Here is a 26,803-nt window from a genome sequence, read left to right on the forward strand (position 1 = left end):
CAGAACTCCTACCCTCGATAGGAGCTTCTTCATCAGGATTGCCCGTTGCGTGGCTTTGCTCAACAATTGATTAAAATTTGTAGTGTCTTCAGGTGGTTTGCATATTTTTCAAACAGTTGCTTGAAAAAGGTAGCCGTGGCACCCACATCCCATCAGGCAGTTGTGCGAAATTTCGCACAGTGATTAGCGCGGTTGTGCGGATTTTCGCACAACTCAGCTCTGTGATGGCTCGGCAAAGATTCGCCAACACGCGCCCTCAACCCGACAGGGCCCAATCAAGCACGGCGGTAGTCTTCAGGGCGGATGCCATATCGGGCCAATTTATCATAGAAGGTCTTGCGCGGGAGTTTCAGCGCCTCAGCCGCAGCCGCAGCCCGACCATTTTGTCGGCCCAGCGCCGCGATCAGGAGCGAGCGTTCCACCTGGGCCATTTGCTCTGCCAACCCGAGTTCAGTGGCGCCGCTGATCTCATCCGGCATGCCCAGCACAAACCGCATTGCCGCTGACATCAATGATCGTGCATTACCTGGCCAATCCTGCGCCATGAGGGCCGCCAAATGTTCCTGGCTAATCTGCGGTGCCTCAATCCCGGCCTGTTCCGCGGCCTGGGCCACATAAAGTCGGAACAACACAGGGATATCGCCCGGGCGCTCTGCCAGCGACGGGATACGCACCCGCATCCCTTCGAGCCGGTAATAGAGATCCGCACCAAAGCTGCCTGCCTCCACCAGCGCCGAAAGATCGGCGGTACTACCAGCAATAAGCCGCGCCTCGCCGCCCTGTTCAAGCCACTCCAGCACCGCATATTGCAAGGCCTCTGACAGGGCTGAAATCTCATCCAGAAACAGCGACCCCCCCGCCGCCTGCTGGCAAAGATCCTGAAGACCTGCCACGCTAAGCCCCGCTGACGGCGATTTGACAAAGGGCCCCTGTGCCCGCGGCGACATCAGATGAATGACCTCTGCCACCTTGGAAATGCCGCTGCCTGCAGGCCCCGCAACCAGCACCTCAGCTGTTGTCGCAGAAACCGCCCGTACCCGCGCCCGCAATTCGTCAGACTGAGGCGAGGTCCCGAACAGCATACGGGCCGCAGGATCGCCCTCCTCCAATTGCTGTTTGAAGTCGCGGTTTTCTAGCACCAAATCCCGCGTCTTGAGCGCCCGTTGCAATGCCGTCAGAAGATCCGCTGTGACACAGGGTTTCTCAAGAAAGCCAAAGGCACCGCGGGTCATCGCCTTGACTGCCATCGGGATATCCCCTTCCCCGGTCAACAGGATCACCGGCAGGTCATCATCGATACCCTGCACATAATCGAGCAGATGAAAGCCATCTCGCCCAGGCATGCGGATATCCGACAGGATCACCCCGCCAAAATCAGCGGTGATCAGATCTTTTGCAGCCACAAAGGACCCCGCCGTGATTGGCTCAAGATCATTCAGCTCCAGTGTCTGCGCCAAAGCCTCTCGCAGGGCGGCATCGTCATCGACAACCAAGACTTTTGACGTCATGTCGCAGCACTCTCATTCCAATGGTCCAGCTCTACGGTAAACACTGCGCCGCGCCTGCCGTTCCTGCCGTGGATATTGCCCCCAAAGCTCTGCAACAGCCCATAAGAGATCGAAAGCCCCAGCCCCATCCCCTCTGAACTGCTCACCACTTTGGTGGAGTAGAACGGATCAAACATTTTCTCTGGTTCCTTGATGCCCGGGCCAATGTCAGAGACCACGACGGCTAGCCGCGTTCCAGCCTCCAGCGTTATGCTTATCGCGCGCTTATCCTGCCCCAGCATCGCATCCGCAGCATTGTTGATAAGATTGACGAAGACCTGTGTCAGTCGCACCTCGCCGCCCCATGCATAGATCGGATCATCCCCTTCGGGCGGTGTCCAGCTGAGCATCACCGCATCCGTTTCAAGACGCGAGGCTGTGAGCTCCACTGCGGTATTGATCACCTGCACCAAATCCACCCGCGCCATCGGTTCGTTCTCATTGCGCGAAAAGGCCCGCAGATTCTTGATAATCCGCGCCATGCGGGCCGACATGCCAGCAATGCGAGACAGATTCTCGCCCACCCGGTCAATCTGGCCGCGCTGCAAAAAGGCATCTCCGTTTTCTGCAAATTGCTGGATCGCCATCAGCGGTTGGTTCAGCTCGTGGCTGATCCCCGCCGACATCTGTCCCAGGGCCGATAGTTTTCCTGCCTGCACCAGTTCTTCCTGAGCCTTTTTTAACGCTGCCTCTGCATCCTGGCGCTCGCTCACTTCGCGGCGAAGCTGGCTGTTGGTAGATTGAAGCGCCCGTGTGCGTGTTTCAACCCGGCTTTCCAATACCGCATTTGCCTCAGCCAGGGTGCGACGACGCTCCATGGTCAGGAAAAGAAAGGCCCCAAAGGCCAAACAAAGCGCCCCTAGCGCCGCCGCCTGAAGCAGCGCAAGCCTGCGGGCCGGTGCCACATCCACCAAAATCTGCCCATTCAATCCGATCACAGGCAACCCCACCGACAAATGCAAGGCGCGATCGGGCAAATAGGCGCTTCCGGACAGCGCCCAAATCTCATAGCCGCCTATGGTTGAAACCTCATAATTCAACTCTTTCCGGCGCAAGGTCCCATTGGCGGTCTCCTCCTGCCCTTGGTGCCAGAACAGCAGCTCAGGCCGGTTGGAGATAAAGACTTCGCCGCGATCATTGGTAAAAAAGACCGCAGGCAATGAGCCGCGCCAGGTCTGTTCCACGTCTTCGACATCGGCAACCACGACAAGCGCCCCAGCCACTTCCCCCTGTGGCGAAAAGCTGGGCGCGGCGTAAAAATATGCGCGTCGCCCGGTGCCGGTCAGCACATCCGCACCAATGCCCAATGCCCCCTGCATGGCACGGCGAAAGTACCCAGCCTCAGAGATGTTGGTTCCTGTAACCCCTTCAGCGGCGGCCAGCACCTCGCCTGAGGCCTGTGCATAAAACACATCCAGTGCCGATGTTTTATCCGCAACCCCGCGCAAGACCTGATGCGCAGCCGTACGCCCAGCCGCAGTGTCGAGCTGCTCCAGAACCGGATGATCCGCCATAATCACCGCAAGTTCTTGATAGATCTGCAACTGGGTACTGACCCGATCCGAGGCCAGAGCGAGATCCGCCGCACTACGCTTTGCCAGGGAATCAAGCGCCTGACGGTAGCCGTACATCCAAGTCGCTCCGACTATACAAGACACTGCAAGCGCAAACCCCAGTAACAACGGCCATCTCTGCATCAATCAAGGCTTTCTTTTGACCTTTGGTTTTTGAACACTCTAGCAAGACTGCTCTTGCAAACACCAGCCATGACGGCAAAATCCCTCCATGAAAACAGTCACTCAATCCCCGACAGATCCCGCCTTTGTGCAAGACCCCTACCCGTTTTATGAAAAGGCCCGCGCGCAGGGCGGGCTGAACTTTTGGCAAGACTACGGTATGCCTGCAGCCTTTCGCCGTGCCGCCGTACATGCGATCCTGCGTGATCGCCGTTTTGGCCGCGAGATTCCACCCGAAGCCGCCAGGCCCGCGCCCGAACACCTGGCGCCCTTTATGGCCATCGAAGCCCATTCCATGCTTGAGGCAGAGCCCCCTCGCCATACCAGACTGCGCAAACTGGTGATGCGCGCCTTCACCTCGCGTGAAATTAAGGCACAGGAGGCAGGCCTTGCGAGGCTGTGCCATCAGTTGATTGATACCTTTCCCGATCAGCCTTTTGACCTGCTGTCAGCCTATTGCACTCAGGTGCCGGTGATCACCATTTGCCGCCTGCTCGGGGTGCCAAGCGACATGGCTCCACAGCTGCTGAGCTGGTCACACGACATGGTCGCAATGTATCAAGCCGCAAAAACTGTTGAGACCGAACACGCAGCGGCCAATGCGGCACAGGCCTTTAGCGATTTCCTAGCCAGCTATATAGAGCAGCGCCGCAGCACGCCTGCGGATGACCTCATCACACGCCTGATTGCCGCAGAAGAAGAGGGCGACAAGCTTAGCACTCAAGAGCTGATCGGTACCTGCATCTTACTGCTGAACGCAGGCCATGAGGCGACCGTGCACGCCCTTGGCAACGGCATCAAAACCATGCTGCAGCAGGGCTGGGACTCCGCGTGGTTGGCGCCAGATGGCATCGAAAATCTGGTGGAAGAAATCCTGCGGTTTGATCCACCGCTGCATATGTTCACCCGCTACGCCTATGAAGAGATAGAGGTCATGGGCCACACCTTTAAACGTGGCGACCAGGTCGCGCTATTGCTGGCCTCTGCCAACAGGGACCCTGCCGCCGAAGACAAGGCAGAAATTTTTGATCCCACCCGGCCTGCCCGGACCAATATGTCTTTTGGCGGCGGATTGCATTTTTGCGTCGGCGCGCCGCTGGCACGCCTGGAGATGCAGATCGCTCTACCCATTCTGTTTGAACGCTGTCCTGACCTCAAACTCGCAGCAGATCCGCACTACAGCAACAGCTATCACTTCCACGGGCTGACAGAGCTGCGCGTAACGCGCTAGCCCCGCCTCACGGGTCAAGGAGGGCCAACGACCCCCGTGCCTCTGGCACGGCTGGCCCTTGAAGCGCCTAGCCTTATCAAATTAGCGATTGCGCCTTCAGGGCAGTTCTGCCCCTGAAGCGCTTCTCAGCAAATCCATACAAGGCAGCCAGACTCACTGCCGCCCGCGTTCTGCGTTGCAGTGCCACAAGCAGAAATCAGTGCGCGGTAGCGCTCCTTTTGTCATCCTTCAGCTCTCAAGCGGCAGCATGGTCGTGGATTTGATTTCTTCCATCGACAAAAGCGCGGTCACATTATGGACCTTCACCTCCGAAATCAGCGCTTGGTAAAAAACGTCATAGGCCCGGGCATTCTGCACCCGTACCTTGAGAATATAGTCAATATCGCCCGCCAAACGATGCGCCTCTTGGACTTCCGGGCGGTCCCGCAGGGCCTTCAGGAACTTGGCCTGCCAGTCCGCCTCATGCTCCGAAGTGCGGATCAGAACAAAGAAACAAGCCTCAAACCCCAGAGCCTCTGCATCCAGCATCACGGTTTGCTGACCGATCACGCCAGCCTCACGCAGCTTTCGGATCCGATTCCACACCGGCGTCTTCGAACTGCCCACTTGTTTGGCAATTTCATCCAAGGATTGCCCTGCATCGCGCTGCAGCTCTGCCAGAATTTTCCGGTCTGTCGCATCGATCCGCACTGTCATTCTCGTTTTCCCTCTGTTTCAGGACCATTCTATCTGGCTGCACCGATAGCTGGGACATTATTCCTTATTTACCCAGGCATATAGCGTAATAGCGGGAATATTTCCTATATCTATCCTCAAGTCAAACTCCAGCAAAGAGGTCCGATATGACCGGTCCCATCACACATACCGCAAAATCCACCGCTCACACTCGCAGCGGCATGTGTTGCCTAGCCAAAGGCCAGGTGGCCTTTGCGGGCTCCGGCCCTGGCGATCCTGACTTGTTGACCCTCAAAGTGGCCCGTGCCCTGCAAGAGGCGGATGTTGTGCTGTTTGACCGCCTGGTCAGTGCTGAAATTCTGGCTCTTGCCGCCCCCCACAGCCAGTTGGAAGATGTCGGCAAAGAAGGCTTTGGTCCCTCGATGAGCCAGCCCGAGATCTGCGCCCGCATGGTGGCACACGCGCTGGCGGGCAAAAAGGTACTGCGTCTGAAATCCGGTGACCCCACCATCTTTGGTCGCCTGGATGAGGAGCTCACTGCCTGCGAAGAGGCGGGCGTCACCTATCAGATCATGCCCGGCATCACCGCCGCCTCAGCCGCTGTGGCGGGTATCGGTCAAAGCCTGACGCAGCGTGGTCGCAACTCGTCCGTGCGCTTTGTGACGGGACACGACATGAAGGGCTTTGCGGATCAGGACTGGGCCGCGCTGGCCCGCCCCGGTGAGGTCGCCGCAATCTATATGGGCAAGAAATCCGCTCGTTTTGTGCAGGGCCGTCTGATCATGCATGGCGCCAATCGCGCCACGCCGGTCACCGTGATTGAAAACGCCTCCCGCGCGGATCAGCGCGTCTTGGAGACCACACTGGAATATCTGCCGACAGATCTGGCGCAGGCCGCCTTTGACGGCCCCGCCTTGACCTTTCTTGGGCTCGCCCCACGCCAAAGCGTGACTGCCCTTACTGACCTGAATATGGAGCTTGCATAATGGCCCGTCCTTTTACGCCAAAAGTCATCACCGCCAACGACCTGTTGGAAGGGGATGTGATCTACTTCAAGGCAGACAACAGCTGGACCCGCGAGCTTGCCCAGGCGGAGCTCATCGTGGACGAGGCCGAAGCCCAGCTTCGCCTGCTGGAGGCTGAAAAGCAAAACATCTCGATTGTCGGCGCCTATCTGGCCGATGCCAAGGCAGGCGAAAATGGCCCGGAACCGGTTCATTTCCGAGAAGATTTCCGCCGCAAAGGCCCATCCAATTACAGCCACGGCAAACAGGAGGCCGCAGCCCATGTATAAGTACAACGCTTTTGACGAGGCCTTCCTTGCAGAACGCAACGCTCAGTTTCGTGCCCAAGTCGCCCGCCGCATCGACGGCTCCCTCACCGAGGATGAATTCAAGCCCCTGCGCCTGATGAATGGCGTCTATCTGCAGCTGCATGCCTATATGCTGCGGGTGGCAATTCCCTATGGCACCTTGAATTCTGCCCAGATGCGTGCTCTGGCCCTGCTGGCAGAGAAGTGGGACAAAGGTTACGGCCATTTCACCACCCGGCAGAATATCCAGTACAACTGGCCCAAACTCAACGACATCCCCGATATGCTGGATGCCCTGGGCGAGGTTGGCCTGCACGCAATTCAGACCTCAGGCAATACCATCCGCAACACCACTGCCGATCATTTTGCCGGGGCAGCTGCAGATGAGCTGACCGATCCTCGGCCCTATGCGGAGCTGATCCGCCAGTGGTCGACTGACCATCCAGAATTCCAGTTCCTGGGCCGCAAGTTCAAGATCGGCATCACCGGTAGCCCCAATGACCGCGCTGTGGTCAAGGCGCATGATGTGGGTCTGCGCATGGTGGAAAAAGACGGCGAGATCGGCTTTGAAGTCATTGTTGGTGGCGGCCTGGGCCGAACGCCGATGGTGGGCAAGGTCATTCGGGACTTCCTGCCGCAGCCAGACCTACTGCCCTATCTAGAATCCGTGCTCAGCGTTTACAACGTGTTGGGACGTCGCGATAACAAATACAAAGCCCGCATCAAGATCACCGTGCAGGAAAACGGTATTGAGAAAATCCGCGAGCTGGTCGAGGCCCGTTTTGAAGAACGCCGTCATGAATTTGACGGCACCGATCAGCAACTGCTGACTGATATCAAAACCCATTTCACGCCCCCCGCCCTGCGCGCGGGCCCCACGGAAGCCTATGAAGCCGCCTATGAAGCCGATCCGGTGTTTCGCGCCTGGGCAGACACCAACCTGGCCGAACACCGCGACGCGGCACATGCCATCGTGACCATCTCCATCAAGAAGCACGGTGCCACGCCGGGCGATGCAACGGCTGAACAGATGCGGGTCATGGCGGCGCTGGCAGAAGAGCTGGGCTATGACGAGCTGCGCATTAGCCACCAGCAAAATGTGATCCTGCCACATGTCCATAAGAACGACCTGCCCGCGATCCATGCCCGGCTGAAAGAAAACGGGCTAGCCACCGCCAATATCGGCCTGATCTCGGATATCATCGCCTGCCCCGGCATGGACTATTGCGCGCTGGCGACAGCGCGTTCTATCCCCGTCGCACAGGAAATCGCTACCCGGTTTGAGGCGTTGAAACTGGAGCATGATATCGGTCATCTCCAGATCAAGATCTCCGGCTGCATCAATGCCTGTGGCCACCACCACGTGGCCCATATCGGCATCTTAGGCCTGGACCGCGCTGGGGTGGAAAACTACCAGATCACCCTGGGGGGCGACGCCACTGAAACCGCTGCCATCGGCAAACGCACCGGACCGGGCTTTGCCTATGACGAGATCGTGCCCGCAGTCGAGCGTTTGGTGGACGCCTACATGGGCCTTCGCTCCGACGAAAGTGAGACCTTCCTGGAAACCTATCGTCGTCTCGGCATGGTGCCTTTCAAGTCCGCGCTCTACCCCGAGGCTCAGAAAAAGGTGGCATAGCCCCATGGTGAACCTTGAAACAGATACCTTTGCACAGGATGGGGCCTCTGCGGCGCAGAACGCCCTGACCACCAAGGTGGCGGGCCTCAATGCCCGCTACCGACACCATTCTGCGACTGCGGTGATGCAGGGCGCACTGAATGATGCGGGTCACATCGCGCTGGTCTCCAGTTTTGGCGCTGAATCCGTGGTGCTGTTGCATATGGCTGCGGTGATCGATCCGATGGTGCCCGTGCTCTTTGTAGATACCGAGCTGCTGTTCACCGAAACGCTGGTCTACCAGCAGGAAGTGAGCGAACGCCTAGGCCTGCGCAATGTGCAAATCGTAAAGGCGGCAGATATCGCGGAAAAAGACCCCTATGGCGCTCTGCGCTTTAGTGACACCGATGCCTGCTGTGCCCTGCGTAAAACCGCCCCGCTTCAGGCCGCCCTTGATGGCTTTGACGGCTGGATTACTGGGCGCAAACGCTTTCAGGCGGGCAGTCGCGCTGCTCTGGACTTCTTTGAGGTCGAAAAGACCGCAATGGGCCAAACCGGGCGCATCAAAATCAATCCGCTGGCCCACTGGGCGCCAGAGGATGTCCGCGCCTATATGACTGAAAACCGCCTCCCCCGCCATCCGCTGGTGGCCAAGGGATACCCGTCGATCGGCTGCGCCCCCTGCACCTCGCCAGTGGCCGCAGGCGAAGATCCCCGCGCTGGACGCTGGCGTGACCAAAGCAAGGAAGAATGTGGCATTCACGTTGTGAACGGCCAATTCATCCGCACAGGAGCATAAGTGATATGACTGTAATTGTAACCGACGCGGGCTTTGGCTCTGAGACCTGGACCGCAGGATTCGAGGCCGAAACGACCTTAGATCTGGCCTCAGACACGGATCCGGCGACGCTCAGTGATCGTTTGGCAGGGGTTGAGATCATTCGCATTGATTTCCCCAGCTTTGCCGATGGACGAGGTTTCACCCTTGCGCGGCAACTGCGCTTAATGGGCTATGGGGGCCGTTTGCGCGCCAAGGGTCATGTTCTCGCAGATCAATATGCCATGGCCCGGCGTACCGGATTCGACGAGGTGGAAATCAGCGATGAGCTCGCCGCCCGTCAGCCTCAGGAGCAATGGCTTGCCCGCGCCCAATGGGGCGCGCATAACTACCAGGCCCGCCTTCGCGGTGGCTCTGCCACCGGCTAAGCCAGCCCCTCTTTCCATCAGGACGGCCCCGGCCAGCCGCGCCCTCGCGTCAACGACGCTGCGGCGTTGCAGATTCCGGGGCTTCCCCTGACCTACATCAAAGATTAATCAGAGGTGCCGGTTTAACTAACCGGTAGTGCAACCGAATGAACGAGATTTCGCCCGTGACAGATGCTGCGACCGACACGCCTGTAAAGGCCACCCCTGCCCTGCCCGATGCCCAGACCGTAACCGAAGTGAAGCACTGGACGGACAAACTGTTTTCCTTCCGCTGCACCCGCCCTGCAAGCCTGCGCTTCCGGTCCGGTGAATTTGTGATGATCGGCCTGATGGGCGAGGTCAATGAAAAGACCGGCAAACAAAAGCCGCTGCTGCGAGCCTATTCCATTGCGTCACCCTCTTGGGACGAGGAAATGGAATTCTACTCCATCAAAGTCGAAAACGGCCCACTCACCTCGCGTCTTCAGCACATCAAGGTTGGCGATGAGATCATCCTGCGCCCCAAACCCGTTGGGACTCTCGTGCATGACGCGCTGATCCCAGGCAAGCGCATCTGGTTCTTTGCCACAGGCACTGGCTTTGCCCCCTTTGCATCATTGCTGCGGGAACCACAGACCTATGAAGACTACGACGAGGTCATCATCACACATACCTGCCGCACCGCCGGTGAACTGACCTATGGTCGTGAACTGATTGAGGGGCTGAAAGACGATGAGCTGCTCAATGAAGTGATTGGGGATGGCTTCTGGAAGAAGATCAAGTATTACCCCACCACCACCCGAGAAGAGAGCCCCAAGATGGGCCGGATCACCGATCTGATCAATTCTGGTGAGGCCTATAAGGATCTCGATGTAGCGCCACTTTGCCCTGACAATGACCGGGCGATGATTTGCGGCAACATGGCCTTTAATCTTGAGTTGAAGGACATGTTGGAAAAGGCCGGGCTCGAAGAAGGTGCCAATTCCAAACCCGCACAGTATGTTGTGGAAAAGGCCTTTTTGGACTAGCCGCCGTGCGCGCACCACAGAAACACATGAAATCGGGCAGCCTCTTTCGCAAGAGACTGCCCGATTTCGTATTTGGCTCTGGAGGGGCGAAAGACCGCTATTACAGCCCCAACGCCGCCTTCACCTGATCCAGCACGCCAGAAAGCAGTTCAGGATTGTCCTTGGCCTTGGTCAAGGCTGTGTTCAGCATGGTCTTCTTCAAGGCGTCCAGCTCTGAGCCGTTGATCATTTCAATCACCTTGTCAAAGTCGAAACCGTCAAGAGTGAGATACTCGCTCATCCCACCCAGGGCAGAGCTGGCGCCAGCATCGGTCTGTGCCGCTGCCTCAGTAGCAGTTTCTGTGACAGCGGTTGCAGCTTCAGAGGCGACCTCAGCTGCGGTCTCAGTCGCCGCTTGGGCTGCGGTCGTGGCGCTCTCGACGGCGGCCTCGGTGGCGGCTGTCGCCGCAGCGCTTGCTGCCTCTGCAACGGAGGCGCCGGCCTCTACGGCCTCGGTGGCCGCTTCAACAGCGGCTTCACTGGCGTCGGAGGCAGCCTCGGAAGCTGTTTCAGTCACCTCATCTACCAGGCTTTCAGCCGCCTCGGTCACAGTTTCAACCGCCTCTTCGGCAGCGGCTTCTGTCTCTTCAACAACCGCTTCCACCTGCTCGTCCACCGCTTCCTCTGCGGTTTCCTCGACCGCAGGAGCAGTCGTTTGCTGTTCAACAACGTTAGGTTCTGCTTCATTCTGGCTTTGGACATAAAAATAGCCCCCTGCCGCAACAACACCCAGTCCCAAAATTACAAAAATCGGCTTCATGACCTTTACCCTTCATTCACCTGCATCCTTGCAGGCTCGATATCAGGGAGGTGCGCTCAACGGGCGCTTTCCACAAGGGGGAATATCCAGCAGCATTCCTCATCCAGCCCGATCAGCCAAAGCCTGCCGACAGACTCACCCTTCCAAAGCAACCCGCCGCCAGACCAATTGCCCTAGAGAATTCCCTCTTGACCCGAACCAATTTGTGGCCGAGGCCATGTTGCAGAACTAAAACCTTGGATCCTGCTCCAAAAAAACGACAATCCCACGGGAATTCCGCTCAAGCCGCTACGGTTGCGCCTTGAAACATTCCACCGTTCCGTTTAAGTTCCGTGCTCGAAATTCGGCAATAATCAAAGGATCAAAGCCATAGCCCGCAGACCTCATAATGCGCCGCCGCAACGTGACACCGGCCCGCGCACGAACGAAAAAATTCGCGCCTCTGAAATTCGCCTGATTGGCGCTGATGGCGAAAATGTCGGGGTCGTGCACCCTGCCAAGGCTATGGACATGGCAAATGAGGCCGGTCTTGATCTGGTTGAAATTTCGCCCAACGCGACACCTCCTGTCTGCAAGATCATGGACTTTGGTAAGTTCAAATACGAGCAGCAGAAACGCGAAAGCGAAGCGCGCAAAAAGCAGAAAATCATTGAGGTCAAAGAGGTCAAATTTCGGCCCAACACCGACACCAATGACTACAGCGTCAAAATGCGCAATGTGTTCAAATTCCTCGAGGCCGGCGACAAGGTGAAAATCACACTGCGTTTCCGCGGACGCGAAATGGCGCACCAAAACCTGGGCCGCCAGTTGCTGGAACGCGTCGCCGAAGACGTCAAGGATATGGGCAAGGTTGAAAACATGCCCAAAATGGAAGGCCGCCAAATGGTCATGATGATCGGGCCTCTACCCCAGAAATAATCCAGACCCTGTTTGGACAAAGCCGCCTCTTCCTTTGTGGAAGAGGCGGCTTTTTTGTGTCTGGATCCTGGCTGGCACCAGTAACAGCGAGATCGCAGAAGGGCCAGACAGGTTGCCCCGGCCCAGCCCTTTGCTTCTATTTCAGCCTGTTAGGTCAGGCCGCCGCGGCAACCGCCCGCTTCGTCAGAACGCCAATTAGATGGGCACGATAGGCCTTGGAACCGTGGATATCTGCCATCATGCCATCCGCCGCAACCGACAGGCCATCCAGCGCATCAGCACTGAAATTTGCACTCAATGCGGCCTCAGCTTCGCTCCAGCGGAAAACCCCATCTTCCGAGGCACCTGTCACAGCCACCCGAACGCCATCCGCGAATTTGGCCACAAAGACCCCAACAAGGGCAAAGCGCGAGGCCGGCTGGACGAATTTTTGATAGTTTGCTGCCTCCGGCACCGGCAGGCGTACCTGGGTGACAATCTCGCCTTCCTCCAGCACTGTGGTGAACAGCCCGTCAAAATAGTCATCCGCCGCAATCTCGCGGCCATTGGTGACAATAGTCGCGCCACTGGCCAAAGCTGCCGCCGGATAGCAGGCTGCTGGATCATTATTGGCGAGCGAACCGCCAATGGTGCCCCGATTGCGCACCGCAGGATCCCCAATATTGCCCGCCAATGCCGCCAATGCCGGATAGCTCTGCGCGACTTCAGCAGCCACAACCCCGTGAGGGGTTGCACCGCCAATACTGACAACACCGCCATCCGTGCTGACCCCCTGCATCTCTGCAACACCACTCAGCGAGACCAGCTTCGAAGGGCTCGCCAGGCGCTGTTTCAGCGTCGGAATCAGGGTCTGGCCACCACCCAGCGCCTGAGCCTCATCATCGCTTGCCAGCGCAGCCACCGCATCCGCTATGCTTGTGGGTTTTTCAACATCGAAATTATACATTCCGCTTTCCTTCCCAGAACCGGATCTGCCGGCTCATTCATCTTTCCCAAAATATTCCGGGGAGCACGAGGGGCCGCGCCCCTCGCCCATCCTCTTATCCCGGAGCTTTGTTACTCATGCATCGCCGACCAGACCCGTGCCGGGCTCAAAGGCATGTCCACATGGGTGATATCCTTGCCCATGGATTGCAAGGCATCCACCACAGCATTTACGACCGCAGGCGGCGACCCAATGGCACCAGCTTCACCGCAGCCCTTTACCCCCAAGGGGTTATGAGTACAGGGTGTCTGACAAGAATGGTCCACCTGATAAAATGGCAGATCATCCGCGCGCGGCATGGCATAGTCCATATAAGAGGCCGACAGGAGCTGCCCCTCATCGTTATAGACAGCCGCCTCAAGCAGCGCCTGACCAATGCCCTGGCCGATACCGCCATGGACCTGCCCTTCCACGATCATCGGATTGACCACATTGCCAAAATCATCAGCAGCGGCAAAACGCTCAATGCTGACCTTGCCCGTCTCCGGGTCCAGCTCCACTTCGCAGGCATAGGCACCTGACGGATAGGTGAAGTTGGCCGGATCATAAAATGCCGTCTCTTCCAGACCAGGCTCGATATCCTCCAGCGGGTAGTTATGCGGCACATAGGCCGCCAGGGTTACATCGCCCCAGGCCAGGGATTTATCCGTGCCCGCAACCGAGAACTGACCATCCTTCAGCTCGATATCCGCATCTGAGGCTTCAAGGATATGGGCGGCGATCTTCTTGGCCTTGGCGATGATCTTCTCTGTGGCACGCACCATGGCAGATCCGCCAACCGCCAACGAGCGAGACCCATAGGTGCCCATGCCCATTGGCGTATTGGCGGTGTCGCCATGCACGATTTCCACCATGCTCTCATCGATACCAATCATTTCCGCGATCACCTGCGGGAACGACGTCTCATGCCCCTGTCCATGGCTATGCGACCCCGTCATCACCACCAGACCACCAGTGGCGTTGACCCGCACCGTAGCGCTTTCATAAAGCCCCGCACGGGCGCCCAGCTGACCCACCAGATTACTGGGGGCAATGCCGCAGGCCTCAATATAGCAGTTCACGCCGAGGCCACGCACCTTACCCTTGGCTTCGCTGGCCGCGCGCCGCGCGGCAAAACCTGATATATCGGCAATCTCTTCCAGCTTATCCATGGTGGCGTTATAGTCACCGGTGTCATATTCCACCGCCACCGGGGTGGCATAGGGGAATTCGGTGATAAAGTTCTGCCGCCGCAGAGCCACCGGATCAACGCCCAACTCGCGCGCGGCTTTGTCGATGACGCGCTCCAGCTGATAGGTCGCCTCGGGACGGCCCGCCCCGCGATATGCATCCACTGGCACCGTATTGGTGAAGACCGCCTTCACGTTCACATAGATCAGCGGCGTCTTGTAGTTACCGGCCATCAACGTGCCATGCAGCCAGGTTGGAACCGAGGGCGCAAAGGTCGACAGATAGGCGCCCATATTGGCATAGGTATCGGTGCGCAGCGCGGTAAAGTTATTGTCCGCATCCAGCGCCAGCTGAATGGTGGAGACATGGTCCCGTCCATGGGCATCCGAGATGAAGGCCTCTGAGCGCGAAGAGGTCCATTTCACCGCCCGGTTCAGTGCCTTTGCGGCAAAGGTACAAAAGGCCTCTTCGGCGTAGTGGAAAATCTTGGTGCCAAAGCCACCGCCCACATCCGGTGCGATGACGCGCAGCTTGTGCTCGGGGATACCCAATACAAAAGCGCCCATCAACAGCCGGATCACATGCGGGTTCTGCGAGGTGGTATAGAGCGTGCTGTCACCTGTTGCGCGATTGAAATCGCCCACGGCAACGCGCGGCTCCATCGGGTTCGCGACCAGCCGATTGTTGACCAGCTCTAGCGTCGTCACATGGGCGGCATTGGCAAAGGCCTCTTCAACGGCGGGTTTGTTTTCTTCAACAAAACCCCAGTCATAGCAGAGGTTCGAAGTCAGATCGTCATGGACCTTGGTAGCGCCCTCCTGCACAGCCGCTTTCATATCGATGACCGCTGGTAGTTCTTCCATGTCCAGCTCGATTGCCTCGGCCGCATCACGGGCCTGCTCGGCCGTATCCGCGACAACAGCGGCAATGGCATCGCCCACATAGCGCGCCTTGCCCTGGGCCAGAACCGGGTGGGCCGGCTCCTGCATCGCTTCGCCATGCTTATCAGTGATCTGCCAGCCGCAGGGAATGCCGCCAACGCCTTCAAAATCGGCGCCAGTGAAAATCCGCACCACGCCGGGCATCGCCGAAGCCGCAGCGGTATCAATGGAATTGATCCGCGCATGCGCCATATCCGAGCGCAGGAAATGCACATAGGCCTGACCGTTCAGATTAATATCATCGGTGTAATTGCCGGTTCCCGTCAGGAACCTGACGTCCTCGCGCCGTTTTGGGCTGGCGCCAATGCCAGTATCTTTAGGCATATTCAAATCTCCTCCCTGGAGGGTGCCGCCCTCGGGCGCACCTCTTGGTTATGCAGTTTGATCCTTGCGTCTTGATGTCCTCGGGGGCCACACCTCCCAATGAGGCCCAGGAGCGGCGGCTTATTCAGCGGCGATAGCAGAGACATCCTGACCAGATGCGGCCATGATCGCCTTGACGATATTGTGGTAGCCGGTGCAGCGGCAGATATTGCCTTCGAGATACTCACGGATCTCTTGTTCACTGGGCTTTGGGTTTTCTTTCAACAGAGCGGCAGTCGACATCACCATGCCTGGCGTGCAAAAACCGCACTGCAACCCGTGATGATCCTGAAAGGCCTGCTGAATGGTATTGAGCGTGCCATCTGGCGCTGCCTGACCTTCGATAGTGGCAACCTCTGCGCCTTCGGCCTCAACGGCCAGCATGGTGCAGGATTTTACCGCAACACCGTTCACATGCACAACGCAGGCACCGCATTGGCTGGTATCACAGCCCACATGTGTTCCGGTAAACCCCAGTTCTTCGCGCAGGAACGACGACAGCAGCGTGCGACCCTCTGCGTCACCGCTCGCGGCTTTGCCGTTCACGGTCATTGAGACCTTGGTCATGAATTCCTCCCATTTTGCTACTTATTAGTGGCTGAGAGAAGTTAAGCACGGGATTGCGCCTGCGCGAACCCCCTTAAACGCTCCGTCACAAACAATTTTACCGCTTGGCAAAATCTCGCCCCTGCCCGCTGCTGCCTCCTTTCAGAGGAGGCCGGGCTCGTCACTCTGACAGCCTGCTGTGACACAGGGAATTTGCTCAAATTCTGAGCATCTGGCGCAGAATTAGTCGGACCGGCGCGGCATCGGACGGGTGGGAATCTCCTTGAGCAAACCGCCGATGCCCATCCCCGCAATATCAGAGCTTGTGACCCTGCAGCCGCACAGAACCCGCTCCAACACCCAATCGGCACCATTCAAGGCGGGCGAACGGGCGCATCCTGGCAGGCCAATTACCGGGCGCCCCCTGAAATCGCCAAGAAAAAGCAGATTGCCGGGATCCACCGGCATGCCAAAACGCGTTACACTGCCCCCGGCCCGGCGCAACGCCTGCGGCGCCACATCCATCGGGTCCGAAGTGGCAGAGCCCGTGAGGATCAACAAAACCTCCCCTGGTGCTTCCTCCAGCGCCTTTGCCAGTTCTGCTTCACGGTGTGGCACCACAACCCGGTCGCTCAGGCTGAGCCCCATCCGGTGCAACCGCCCAGCCATGGCGCGCCGCCCCTTATCTGCCGGGATCTCTCGACTGACACGGGTTTCAATCAGGCTTGCCGTCGTAAAAACCGGTGGCAGAACATGCAAAGCCCCCGCAACGCCTGCCCCGGCACGCAGCAACGCTGCCTCCTCGACCCCGTAAGAGATGATCTTGATGGTCGCGATCATCCCATCGGTATCAACCCTGTGGTAGTCCGGCACAGTAGCAATGGTGATCATCGGATCAACATCGTTCAGCGCTTCAAGCGCCGCGTGATCCAGCCGGACCAGCCCCGCCCCAAGCGCATAGAGATTGACCCGCCCCGCCCCGGCTCCAGAGATGCGAATGCCCTGTTTTGCCTCATCCGGCACCAAGGCCTGGGCGAGCGCCAGAGCGGCGGCGTCTTCATGCAGGTCGCCCTGTTCGAGCCGCGCCACGGTGACCTCGTGATGACCTTCCGCCGCCAGATCGGCCAAATGCTGCGCCGTCAAAGGGGTTCCCTTGGGGATCCGGTAGCAGAGCTGGGCCTCATAGGGGGGCTGACCAGCCCGCATGGAATGGGCCAAAATCGCCCCTTCCGCCTCAGCCAGTTTGACACTGCCAAATTTCATCCGGCTTTTCCACGCAGCACCGCCGTCATCTCTGCAAGGATCGCGATAGCGATTTCCGCCGGGCCTGCGGCGCCAATGTCCAGCCCCACAGGGCCGTGAATGCGGGCGAGATCTGGGTCCGTGAAACCCGCCGCCAGCATCCGTTCAACACGGCTGGCATGGGTGCGTTTGGAGCCCAAAGCGCCAATGTAGAAACATGCCCCACGCAGCCCCGCCTCCAGAGCAGGATCATCTAGTTTGGGATCATGGGTGAGCAGCACAAGGGCAGTGCGGGTATCAAGCCCCAGCGCCGCCACGGCTTCATCCGGCCAGTCGTCCAGCAGGGTGACACCGGGAAATCGCTCTGGTGAGGCAAAGGCCGCACGTGGGTCAATCACCGCAGCATCATAGCCCGCCAGCTGCGCCATCGGCACCAACGCCTGAGCAATATGAACAGCACCCACAACCACAAGTCGCAGCGGTGGATTATGCACGGCAACAAAAGTCTCATCGTCCTCTTCGACACCGGAACGGTCCAATCGCATCCGTTCGGGATAGGCGTCTTGCAGCAAAACCCCGACGCCGGTGCTTAGGCTTACCTCATAGGCCACTTGGTGGCGGGAGCTCTGTGCCGCAACCAAGTCTTCGAGCAAAGCCACAGGCAAGGAGCCGCCCACAGGTTCGACCAGAATGCGAATGGTGCCACCACAGGCCAGCCCCACGGCAAAAGCATCGCCATCGCTGACGCCGTATTCCAGCACCCGGTGCTTGCCATCGGCAAGCGCCTCTTGTGCCTCCATCACCACGGCGCCCTCGACGCAGCCTCCAGAAACAGAGCCCTCCAGGCGACCATCGCCGCTGACCACCAGCTGCGCGCCGACGCGACGCGGCGCCGATCCCCAGGTCTGCACCACTGTGGCCAGCGCCGCGCCGCGCCCGGCCTGGTGCCACTCCAATGCGATCTCCGCCGCGCTGGCGAGGCTGCTGGTTTCTTGGGTCATATGTCCTCCGCTCAGGCGTGATCCTGCCTGTTCTTGCCCGGAGTGTGCGCATCCGTCAGAGAGGTTTCAAGCTGCAAAACCCATAGGCGCAAAAAACATGGCGGCACCTGCAGTCGCATGCAGGTGCCGCCTGACCAAGTCCGGTCTCAACCGTTTCGTATAAGGCGCACCTCATTTTGGCGCGCCTTTGAGGCCTGCCCGTCTACTCAGCGGGCTGGGTGACAGGGCCTGTGCCGATGATGCGCTCAGGCAGAGCAAAGGCGACGACAATAAAGACTGCGCCGAGCAAGAGCCCCAGCAGATCCCCAGGCAGCGCGGTCAGTCCATCGAATTTGCCCCCTGGAACCGCGCCCAGGGTGACTTTACCGCCGGCAACGCTGTCCAGCAGCCCGCTGGCTTTCCAGCTGGGGTAGGTCAGCATATAGGCGGCTGCACCAAACAGGCCCCCAGCGATAAAGAACAAAGCGTCCTTGCGCCCCGAGGCCGCTGCAACCACGCCGGTACCAGGACAATAGCCCGCCAGCGCCCAACCGGCCCCCAGCATCAACCCACCGATAAAGACCCCGATATAGGCCGCTTTGACTGACATGTGACCCACATCCACCAGGCCCAGCATCTGACCGCCAAACATCAGCACCGATCCGGTGCCGATGGCCAGCATGATCGATTTTGCCAGGTTCAGATTTGTCAGGTTCAGCATTTTGCCAATGTAGTTTGGATTGGAAGCGCCAACCCGGTCGAGCACCGCCCCAAAAGCGGCCCCAATCACCAGCGCAAGAAGAATAGATGTCATGGCTCAGGCCTCCTTTTTGAACAAAATCAGGGAAACAGGGACGGCAGCCAAAAAAGCGCCAGCCGCAAAAATATAGCCCGACAGCGCGGTCTGCATCATCCCCGACATCATATGGCCAGATGTACAGCCTCCCGCCAGACGGGCACCGTAAAGCACAATAAACCCGCCCAGAAACACCGCTCCATAGCGCAGCGCCGGGCTCTCACCAAAGTTAGCCCGCCAGAGCGCCGGCACAGAGCGCTCAACTGCGTCCAGCCCGCCACGCAGCCGCATGGAAACAAAGCCGCCCAGCGCCATGGCCAGAACAAAGACAAAGCTATAGTTCAACGGATTGGCGACGGATTTTGCATATTTCCCGCCTGACTTTGCCAGATAGGCATTGGTTGAGGTGTAGCCCTCTTCCGTTTGGGTCACCAATTCGGCATTGACCGCATCGCCAATGATCCCGTCCAGGATCACAAACTGGGTCGAAACCCCAATCGGTTTGACCAATAGCACCGCCAGAAAGAACACCAGCCCGAGCAGGAGCCCACCGGTTTTCCAATTCATTGGCATTGTTCGCCCTCCTATTACATTCATTTTTTGAAATGTAATATGGTTTCCGGCTGCGCGGCTTGATCGAAATCAAATCACATTCAATTTTTGGAATTTTATTAACTCTTGGCTTTTCTACCCTTCCCGCTACCTTTGCCCTTTCAGATTTTGGAAAAAGCAATGTTCAAAAAAACCGCCGTCTTCAGCTTTGGCCTCTTTGCGGCCCTTCCCGTCGCAGCCCAGTCCATCTCGCAGCATTTCGACAAGTACCGCGACAGCTGCTTTCAGCGGTTTTACTCCGACAGCCATCTGGCCAGCCATCCGGTGCAAAAGGTTGAAGCCATTCAGCTGTCGCATTTCAGCGCGGAAAGCCGCGCTATGCCCGGTAGCGAGATGAACCTGCGCATTGCGGTTCGGCTGCGAGGGCGCTCGACCTGGCAAACACCGGTGATCTGCAGACCAAAGGGCAACAGCCTGTCCTGTGGTGTGGAATGTGATGGCGGCCGATTTGACGTGGTCGTCAAAAACCACTCCTCAATCCTGATCACCGGTGGAACCGATCTCTATTTTTCCGATTGCGATGCAAAACCGCGCATTCTGGAACGCGCCCCCGATGACAAAGTCTTTATGCTGCATCAACAACCGTTGTCCAACTGCCGCCCCTAGGCCTGTCTCTGTAACTGCGCCATCAGCCGGGTCTTTTCCCCGGCGTCATGCTCATCGCTGATCGCCTGAACCAGATCCTCCAGCGAGGCAATGGAGTGACCGGCGCGAAAGCTGTCCACATGGGGCAGCATGGCGCGAATGCCCTGGGCCTTGACGGCAAAGCCATCCCAGCGCAGCAAGGGGTTGAGCCAAATCAGACGCCGCGCCGAGAGATGCAGCCGCTGCATCTCATGGGCCAGCGCCTTTGGGTCGTCGCGGTCCAGCCCATCTGTAATTAGCAGCACGACGGCCCCCTGCCCCATCACCCGACGGGACCAGTCGCGATTGAACTCATGCAGGCAAGCGCCAATCCGGGTGCCCCCCTCCCAATCCTGAGCCTCAGCACCCGCTGCCGCCAATGCGGCATCCACGTCGCGTGTCGCCATATGGCGGGTGATATTGGTCAGCCGGGTACCAAAGGTAAACCCATGCACCCGAGCCCAACCGGCACCTTTGGCATTGGCCACCGCATGCAGGAAATGCAGCACGATGCGGCTATAGTGGCTCATCGAGCCAGAGATATCGCAGATCACCACCAGATTTGGCCAGCGATGACGCCGCTTGGCGCGCGCAATGGTTTGAATATCGCCGCCCCGGCGCGCCGCCTCGCGGAAACTGCGACGCCAGTCCGCCCGATCCCCGCGTTTTGCCGCCATCAAACGACGCGATAACATCGGCTGCACGGGTAGTTTCATCTGCGCCAGGATCTGCTTGGCACGGGCGACCTCATCGGTGCTCATCTGTTCAAAATCCAAGGACCTTAGCCGCTCTTCCGAAGAGATAGTGAGGGAGGCATCCACCTCGATCTCTGTGCCCTCCTCCTCTGGAGGTTCAGGGAGCTCAACATCCTGGTTCACCCCATCCAAGAGCGCCTCGGCTGCCCGTTTCTCGCCCGGCTTGGCAGCCTGCTCCTCTTGGACGCCCCGCACCGAAGGCAAGAGCGCCTCCATCATCCGTTCTAGAAACCGAGGGTCGCGCCAATAGAGCCGAAAGATCTGGCCAAAAACCACGCGATGCTCGGGCTTGGAGACGAAACAGGCATGTAGTGCCCAATAAAAATCCTGCCGAGAGGTAAAGCCTGCCGCCGCCACCGCCTCTACCGCATCGATCACCCGGCCCGGCCCGATGGGCAGCCCAGCCTTGCGCAGAGCGCGGGCAAAATGCGTGATGTTTTGCGCGAGTTTGGGATCGTCCGGCAAGCTCAACTCTGACAGCTCAACCATCAGATGTCATCCAGACCTGCGCGGGCCTGTTCCAGAATGCGCTTGGCCTCTGATCCTTGCAACTGATTGATATCGTCTTGGTATTTCAGGATCGCTCCGAGCGTATCAGCAATGACCGCTGGTGAAAGATCGATCACATCCAATGCGAGCAGACAGTTGGCCCAATCGATTGTCTCCGCAACTCCGGGTTTTTTAAACAGATCTTCAGTGCGCAGGGTCTGGACAAAGGCCACCACCTCACGGCTCAGTTGCTCCGAGGCGTCAGGCGCGCGAGACCTCAGGATTTCCACTTCGCGATCAAAGTCTGGATATTCCACCCAGTGATACAAACAACGTCGTTTTAGCGCATCATGCACTTCGCGCGTGCGGTTCGAAGTCAGCACCACTATGGGCGGCTCTGGGGCTTTGATCGTGCCCAGTTCCGGGATGGTCACCTGAAAATCCGACAGCGCCTCCAGCAGAAATGCCTCAAAGGGTTCATCTGTGCGGTCCAGCTCATCAATCAACAAAACGGGAGGGCCGTTTTCATCCGGGCGCATCGCCTCCAGCAAAGGACGCTCCACCAGGAATTCGTCTGAAAACAGTTCTGTCTGCAAGGTGGCACGGTCCGCCCCACCGGCTGCCTCCGCAGTGCGGATGGCTACCATCTGGGCGGCAAAGTTCCACTCATAAACGGCAGAAGACGCATCAAGCCCCTCATAACATTGCAACCTGATCAGCCGTCGTCCAAAAGCCGCTGCCAGAGCCTTGGCTATTTCGGTCTTACCAACCCCAGCTTCGCCCTCCAAAAATAGCGGACGCCCCAGCTTCAACGACAAGAACACTATTGTCGCCAGCGGGCGGCCACAGACATAGCCCTGTTCGCTCAGCATCTGCTGGACATGATCAATCGACTTTGCCTGTATCATTGGTACCCTTTCCCCTGCCGCGCACCCCTATTCGGCGCCGCTCTTGAGCAACAGGCCATGTGGGGCGGTTCTGGTCAAGCCACCGTAACCTGCCGTTACGTCCCAGAGGCAACACTCTGACCTTCACCCTATGCGCGGCGCGGCACAATGATTGACGTCAAAGCCCTGCAATGCAAAACTGCAGCCAATGAGATAAAGCGCCCATCAAAGTGGCGCATTGAGGCAGACGGGTTCCAAACCCACAATCAGGCGCGACTGGCACAGCCAGTCACCAGCGCGAGCATATGAGAGGGGATGCCAGATGCGCATCACCGCAGTGACCTGTGTGAAAAACGAAGGGCCTTTCCTGCTGGAATGGATCGCCTTTAACCGCCTAATTGGCGTCACAGATTTTCTGTTCTACTCCAACGATTGTACCGATGGCACAGCTGAGTTGCTGGATGCATTGGCTGCGCGCGGCATGCTGACTCATCTGCCCAACCCGGCTCAGGGGCGCAATTACCAGATGGAGGCCCTGAAAGATGCCGCCCATCAGCCGCTGGTGCAGGATGCCGATTGGATCTGGGTGGCCGATGTAGATGAGTTTCTCAACATCCACGTGGGCGACCACCGCATCCCGGCCCTGATCGAGGCCTGTAAAGATCCCAAGGCAATTTCTATCAGCTTCCAGTTCTTTGCAAATGACGGCATCGAGGGTTTTGTCGACGCACCGGTCATTTCCCAGTTCATCCATTCGCACAATCCGGACATATGGTGTGCTGAAACCGCAATTGAGGTGAAGAGCCTGGTGCGGCAAGATTTTCCGCTCAAATACTTTGGTGCCCATCGCCCCTTTTTCAAAAAGAACCTACCGCCACGCAGATATCCGCGCTGGAGCGATGGCTCTGGGCGGGATGTGCCGCACAAGTTTCTGGTGGCGGACAATCCACGCCGCATCCGCAAGTTCCCCGCCAAGGGCTGCCGCGACTTTGCCACGCTCAACCACTACGCGCTGCGCTCATTGGACAGCTATCTGGTGAAAAACGACCGGGGTGATGTGAACCGAGAGCACCGCGCCTTTGACGACAGCTATTGGCGCGAACGCAATGATCCAGCCTTTGAAGACCTGTCGATCCAACGCTATTTGCCGGAGCTGACGGCGGCGCTGGAAGTACTCAAGGCGGATCACGAAATCGCCGAGCTGCATGCAAACTGTGTCCGGCTGCATTGTGAAAAGCGTGATGCGCTCTTGGCGCAGCCCAGCTACCAAGACATGCGCGCTCAGCTGTTGGCGACATCGACCTTACCGCCGCAGGAAGAGGCCCTGCTGGAAGACCTCGGCCTTTTGACACATGCAACAGAGTGAACCTGCCCCGTGGAGCTAAAAGTCATTAACCTCGGCCTGCCCAAATCAGGCACCACCACGCTGAACAAAGCGCTGAGCCAGGCGGGTTATACCGTTGCGGATCATCGTCTGAAGTCACGCGAAAAAGATCGCCCCGGCAAACGTCGCGTCTTTGTCGGCTCGATGCTGTACAAGGGGCTCTATGAGACCGGCGACCCGATGGCCTATATGAAAGACTATGATGCGGTCTCTGAGATCAGTTTTATTCACGGGAAATTCTCGGTCTGGCCGCAGTTTGATTTCGCCCTGATCAAAACCCTGCAGGATCTCTACCCAGAGGCCCGGTTTATCGCCACCCGGCGCGATGCCGAAAGCCATTCAAAATCAATCATGGCCTGGAACAATCTCGGCAGCACTCGGCTGCCCTCCAGCACCGTGCCTGGCCTTCCGATCGGATATGGCAAGACAGCCGATCAACAGATGCTGTGGATTGATGGCCATTACGAGGCGCTCAAACACTGGTTCCGCGATGACCCCCGATATCTGGAAATCAATGTGGCCGCGCCAGAGGCGCAAGAGAAAGTCAGTGCTCATCTGGGACGCGATCTGCCCTGGTGGGGCAAGGCCAATGTCAATCGGAAGGCGCAGAACACCTGATGCGGATCTATCTTCATATCGGCCTGGAACACACCGGTGCAGACCGGCTTCAAAAGGTCATGGCGGACAAGCGCGACCAGCTGCGCAGCAAGGGAGTACTGTTTCCCCGTGCACCGGGCAGCAAAAACCACACCCGGCTGTTCATGGCAGTGACCGACCCCGATCACGTTGACCCTCTGCGGTATAATCGCGGCTTTATCACCGCAGAAAAGCAAAGCCGCCTGTATCAAACACTGGAACAGGAGCTGCAGACGGAGGTTGCGCAGGCCCAGCCTGATACCCTGATCCTCTCGGCCTCGCAGCTGGGCACCAAACTGCACCGCCCAAGCGAGCTCACCCGATTGAAAACCCTACTCGCGCCGCTGTCGGATGACATCCAGGTGGTCGCCCATATTGCCACCCCCGCCCGCGCGCTGGCACGCCACTACGGGTCCCAGATACTGGAGGGGCGGGATCGCCCCTTGTCACAAGAACTGAACCTGTGCGACAGCGATGGCTGGTGGCCAGCAGCGCTTCAGACCCTGCCAGTTCCTGACCCACAGGCAGGTCAGTTTGAAGAAACACAAGGCGCGCCGTTCTGGCTCGACTACACCGCCCTGCAGGCCCATTGGGAGGCCATCTTTGGGGTCGGAAATTTCGCCTTTCGTCCCTTTAACGAAGACGCCGTTTATGGTGCCGAAGCACCCAGTGAAATCTGCGCAGCCTTTGGCATTGCCGCGCAGATTGGCCGCAGCCCGCTTGGCAAGATCCCACAACAGCCCTCAGCCCCCTGGCTGGCGCGCAGCCGTCAGCTCAATGTGCTGTTGTTGCAGCTCTTGGCTCAGCGCAACAAGATCTTGCCACGTCAGCTCTGGCGCAGTTTCCTCAATGAAATAGCCCTTGACGGCCCAGCCATTGACCCCGCTACGCTGGCTCCGGTGTCGCGGTACTTTGCTGCTGCAAATCAGGATCTGGCACAACGCCACCCCGCTCTAACGGCAGCTGATTTTGGCACTGCCTGCGAAGCGCCACAGGACACCACACCCTGGCAGGAGGCCGCACCGGAACGCGGATTTCGCGCTTCACAATACCTATTGACCTTCATGCGCCGCATCAATCGGGCCACCAAGGAAGAAATGGAGGGTAAGGGCAATGACCTCCTGGGAATGACCAAAGCCTCGGCTCCCGTCAGGGAAACCCCTACGGCCGCCGCACTCTCGGTGATGACCCCGCGCGCCTTGGAAAACTTCGAAACGCTGCAAGGCTCCCCGTTTCGCCCCCACAACAATTTGGGCCATAAAGGCGAGGATCTCCCCCAGCCCCCCTATAGCGAGATCCGCCCGCGTGAATTGGCGAGCGGCAGCACTGGCAATGTCATCGTTGGCTGCATGAAAAACGAAGCGCCCTATATTTTGGAATGGGTCGCCTATCACCGAGCCATGGGGGTGGATAATTTTCTGATCTACACCAATGGCTGCGAGGACGGTACCAGCGAGTTGCTGGACAGGCTGCAAGAGATGGGCATTCTGCAACACCGCAACAACGACGATTGGAAAGGCAACTCGCCACAGCAACATGCGTTGAACCAATCGCTGAATGAGCCGGTGATCAAAAATGCCGAATGGATCATCCATATTGACGTGGATGAGTTCATGAACGTCCGGTGCGGCAACGGCACGCTGCAGGATCTGTTTGATCGGGTGCCGGATGCCAGTAATATCGCCATGACCTGGCGGCTGTTTGGCTCCAACGATGTGGTGTCCCTGAAGGATAAGTTTGTCACCGCACAGTTTGACGCCTGCGCCCCCAAACACTGCCAAAGCCGCATACGGTTTGGGGTTTTAAGACCATGTTCAAAAACATCGGCGCCTACCAAAAGATCAGCTGCCACCGCCCCAACAAACTGGAAGAAAACCTCCGCGACAAGGTGAAATGGGTCAATGGCTCGGGTAAGGACATGACTGGGGAGGCCGCCGACAATGGCTGGCGCAACTCGCGCAAATCCATCGGCTATGATCTGATCCAGCTCAACCATTACGCCCTGCGCTCCGCCGAGAGTTTTCTGGTGAAGCGCCAGCGCGGGCGCGCGCTGCACGTAGATCGCTCGATCGGGATCAACTACTGGATCCGCATGGACTGGAACGATCACCGCGATGTCACGATCCAGCGCAACCAGCCCCGCCTGCAAGCCGAATATGATCGCCTGATGCAAGACGACCAACTGCGCGACTGGCATAAAAAGGGGCTGGATTGGCACCGCGCCAAGGCAGATGAGCTGCACAGCATGGAAGAATTCGAAGACCTATACCAACAGGCCCTATCCCTTAAACTGACCGCAACCGAACGCGTCGCCTATGCGCTGGCGCTTGATGTGGAGAGCTAA

26 protein-coding genes are annotated in these 26,803 nt (G+C 58.4%); 13 read left to right on the plus strand and 13 right to left on the minus strand.

The window, feature by feature from the left end:
• Positions 1–275: 275 nt before the first annotated feature.
• Positions 276–1,508: a sigma-54 dependent transcriptional regulator gene (locus tag MED193_RS06330; RefSeq protein WP_009808843.1), complete on the minus strand. Its 1,233-nt coding sequence runs from the start codon at positions 1,506–1,508 to the stop codon at positions 276–278.
• Positions 1,505–3,178, minus strand: coding sequence for an ATP-binding protein (locus MED193_RS06335; protein WP_009808844.1), 1,674 nt, complete (start codon positions 3,176–3,178; stop codon positions 1,505–1,507). Before MED193_RS06335 ends, MED193_RS06330 begins: the two co-directional genes overlap by 4 nt.
• A gap of 154 nt (positions 3,179–3,332) precedes the next feature.
• On the opposite strand from MED193_RS06335, the gene MED193_RS06340 reads away from it, so the two are divergent.
• Positions 3,333–4,514: a cytochrome P450 gene (locus MED193_RS06340; RefSeq protein WP_009808845.1), complete on the plus strand. Its 1,182-nt coding sequence runs from the start codon at positions 3,333–3,335 to the stop codon at positions 4,512–4,514.
• Positions 4,515–4,742: 228 nt separating this feature from the next.
• On the opposite strand, the gene MED193_RS06345 is transcribed toward MED193_RS06340, so the two are convergent.
• A complete protein-coding gene (locus MED193_RS06345) occupies positions 4,743–5,210 on the minus strand; it encodes an Lrp/AsnC family transcriptional regulator (RefSeq protein ID WP_009808846.1) in 468 nt (155 codons plus the stop codon).
• A 200-nt stretch (positions 5,211–5,410) separates the two neighbouring features.
• On the opposite strand from MED193_RS06345, the gene cobA reads away from it, so the two are divergent.
• The 6 genes from cobA to MED193_RS06375 all read left to right on the plus strand — a co-directional run bounded on the left by cobA (position 5,411) and on the right by MED193_RS06375 (position 10,332).
• On the plus strand, positions 5,411–6,175 hold the full coding sequence (cobA, locus tag MED193_RS06350) for a uroporphyrinogen-III C-methyltransferase (RefSeq protein ID WP_254655491.1): 765 nt from the start codon (positions 5,411–5,413) through the stop codon (positions 6,173–6,175).
• A complete protein-coding gene (locus tag MED193_RS06355) occupies positions 6,175–6,483 on the plus strand; it encodes a DUF2849 domain-containing protein (RefSeq protein ID WP_009808848.1) in 309 nt (102 codons plus the stop codon). Before cobA ends, MED193_RS06355 begins: the two co-directional genes overlap by 1 nt.
• Positions 6,476–8,140, plus strand: a complete 1,665-nt coding sequence (locus MED193_RS06360; protein ID WP_009808849.1) for a nitrite/sulfite reductase — start codon at positions 6,476–6,478, stop codon at positions 8,138–8,140. The genes MED193_RS06355 and MED193_RS06360 overlap by 8 nt, the downstream gene beginning before the upstream one ends.
• A 4-nt stretch (positions 8,141–8,144) precedes the next feature.
• A complete protein-coding gene (locus MED193_RS06365) occupies positions 8,145–8,918 on the plus strand; it encodes a phosphoadenylyl-sulfate reductase (RefSeq protein WP_009808850.1) in 774 nt (257 codons plus the stop codon).
• 5 nt (positions 8,919–8,923) lie between these two features.
• The gene (locus MED193_RS06370; protein ID WP_009808851.1) at positions 8,924–9,325 is read left to right on the plus strand and encodes a DUF934 domain-containing protein; all 402 of its coding nucleotides are present in this window, start codon (positions 8,924–8,926) and stop codon (positions 9,323–9,325) included.
• Between the two features lie 146 nt (positions 9,326–9,471).
• Positions 9,472–10,332: a ferredoxin--NADP reductase gene (locus MED193_RS06375; protein WP_009808852.1), complete on the plus strand. Its 861-nt coding sequence runs from the start codon at positions 9,472–9,474 to the stop codon at positions 10,330–10,332.
• Positions 10,333–10,432: 100 nt separating this feature from the next.
• Here the strand turns inward: MED193_RS06375 and MED193_RS06380 are convergent, their stop codons facing one another.
• Positions 10,433–11,131 carry a hypothetical protein gene (locus MED193_RS06380; protein ID WP_009808853.1) on the minus strand — a complete coding sequence of 233 codons (699 nt, stop codon included), beginning with the start codon at positions 11,129–11,131 and terminating at the stop codon, positions 10,433–10,435.
• A 369-nt stretch (positions 11,132–11,500) separates the two neighbouring features.
• Here MED193_RS06380 and infC point away from each other — a divergent pair, with 369 nt between their 5' ends.
• On the plus strand, positions 11,501–12,049 hold the full coding sequence (gene infC / locus MED193_RS06385) for a translation initiation factor IF-3 (RefSeq protein WP_039965977.1): 549 nt from the start codon (positions 11,501–11,503) through the stop codon (positions 12,047–12,049).
• A gap of 154 nt (positions 12,050–12,203) precedes the next feature.
• On the opposite strand, the gene MED193_RS06390 is transcribed toward infC, so the two are convergent.
• From MED193_RS06390 to MED193_RS06420, 7 genes are all read right to left on the minus strand, one after another.
• Positions 12,204–12,995, minus strand: a complete 792-nt coding sequence (locus tag MED193_RS06390) for a xanthine dehydrogenase family protein subunit M (protein ID WP_009808855.1) — start codon at positions 12,993–12,995, stop codon at positions 12,204–12,206.
• 110 nt (positions 12,996–13,105) lie between these two features.
• Positions 13,106–15,469, minus strand: coding sequence for a xanthine dehydrogenase family protein molybdopterin-binding subunit (locus tag MED193_RS06395; protein WP_009808856.1), 2,364 nt, complete (start codon positions 15,467–15,469; stop codon positions 13,106–13,108).
• A 120-nt stretch (positions 15,470–15,589) separates the two neighbouring features.
• On the minus strand, positions 15,590–16,075 hold the full coding sequence (locus MED193_RS06400) for a (2Fe-2S)-binding protein (protein WP_009808857.1): 486 nt from the start codon (positions 16,073–16,075) through the stop codon (positions 15,590–15,592).
• Between the two features lie 222 nt (positions 16,076–16,297).
• Positions 16,298–17,317 carry a molybdopterin-binding protein gene (locus MED193_RS06405; RefSeq protein ID WP_009808858.1) on the minus strand — a complete coding sequence of 340 codons (1,020 nt, stop codon included), beginning with the start codon at positions 17,315–17,317 and terminating at the stop codon, positions 16,298–16,300.
• Positions 17,314–18,297, minus strand: coding sequence for an XdhC family protein (locus tag MED193_RS06410; protein WP_009808859.1), 984 nt, complete (start codon positions 18,295–18,297; stop codon positions 17,314–17,316). The genes MED193_RS06405 and MED193_RS06410 overlap by 4 nt, the downstream gene beginning before the upstream one ends.
• Positions 18,298–18,499: 202 nt before the next feature.
• On the minus strand, positions 18,500–19,090 hold the full coding sequence (locus MED193_RS06415) for a DUF6691 family protein (RefSeq protein ID WP_009808860.1): 591 nt from the start codon (positions 19,088–19,090) through the stop codon (positions 18,500–18,502).
• Positions 19,091–19,093: 3 nt separating this feature from the next.
• Positions 19,094–19,645 (minus strand): YeeE/YedE thiosulfate transporter family protein, encoded by a 552-nt coding sequence (locus MED193_RS06420; protein WP_009808861.1) that lies wholly within the window; start codon positions 19,643–19,645, stop codon positions 19,094–19,096.
• A 159-nt stretch (positions 19,646–19,804) separates the two neighbouring features.
• Between MED193_RS06420 and MED193_RS06425 the strand changes: the two genes are divergently transcribed.
• Complete coding sequence (locus MED193_RS06425; RefSeq protein ID WP_009808862.1) at positions 19,805–20,290, plus strand: hypothetical protein; 486 nt, start codon at positions 19,805–19,807, stop codon at positions 20,288–20,290.
• On the opposite strand, the gene MED193_RS06430 is transcribed toward MED193_RS06425, so the two are convergent.
• Together MED193_RS06430 and MED193_RS06435 are read right to left on the minus strand one after the other, a co-directional pair.
• Complete coding sequence (locus MED193_RS06430) at positions 20,287–21,552, minus strand: VWA domain-containing protein (protein WP_009808863.1); 1,266 nt, start codon at positions 21,550–21,552, stop codon at positions 20,287–20,289. The genes MED193_RS06425 and MED193_RS06430 overlap by 4 nt on opposite strands.
• Positions 21,552–22,460: a MoxR family ATPase gene (locus MED193_RS06435; protein ID WP_009808864.1), complete on the minus strand. Its 909-nt coding sequence runs from the start codon at positions 22,458–22,460 to the stop codon at positions 21,552–21,554. Before MED193_RS06435 ends, MED193_RS06430 begins: the two co-directional genes overlap by 1 nt.
• Before the next feature lie 301 nt (positions 22,461–22,761).
• On the opposite strand from MED193_RS06435, the gene MED193_RS06440 reads away from it, so the two are divergent.
• From MED193_RS06440 to MED193_RS23385, 4 genes are read left to right on the plus strand one after another with little or no spacing between them, the layout of a single operon-like run.
• On the plus strand, positions 22,762–23,805 hold the full coding sequence (locus MED193_RS06440) for a glycosyltransferase family 2 protein (RefSeq protein WP_009808865.1): 1,044 nt from the start codon (positions 22,762–22,764) through the stop codon (positions 23,803–23,805).
• 9 nt (positions 23,806–23,814) lie between these two features.
• Positions 23,815–24,441 (plus strand): sulfotransferase, encoded by a 627-nt coding sequence (locus tag MED193_RS06445; protein WP_009808866.1) that lies wholly within the window; start codon positions 23,815–23,817, stop codon positions 24,439–24,441.
• Positions 24,441–26,351, plus strand: coding sequence for a glycosyltransferase family 2 protein (locus MED193_RS06450; protein WP_009808867.1), 1,911 nt, complete (start codon positions 24,441–24,443; stop codon positions 26,349–26,351). The genes MED193_RS06445 and MED193_RS06450 overlap by 1 nt, the downstream gene beginning before the upstream one ends.
• Entirely contained in the window at positions 26,270–26,803 is a 534-nt protein-coding gene (locus MED193_RS23385; protein ID WP_083790458.1) for a hypothetical protein, read from the plus strand. The genes MED193_RS06450 and MED193_RS23385 overlap by 82 nt, the downstream gene beginning before the upstream one ends.

This window comes from Roseobacter sp. MED193 (assembly GCF_000152965.1).
In the GTDB taxonomy this organism is placed as follows: domain Bacteria; phylum Pseudomonadota; class Alphaproteobacteria; order Rhodobacterales; family Rhodobacteraceae; genus Pseudophaeobacter.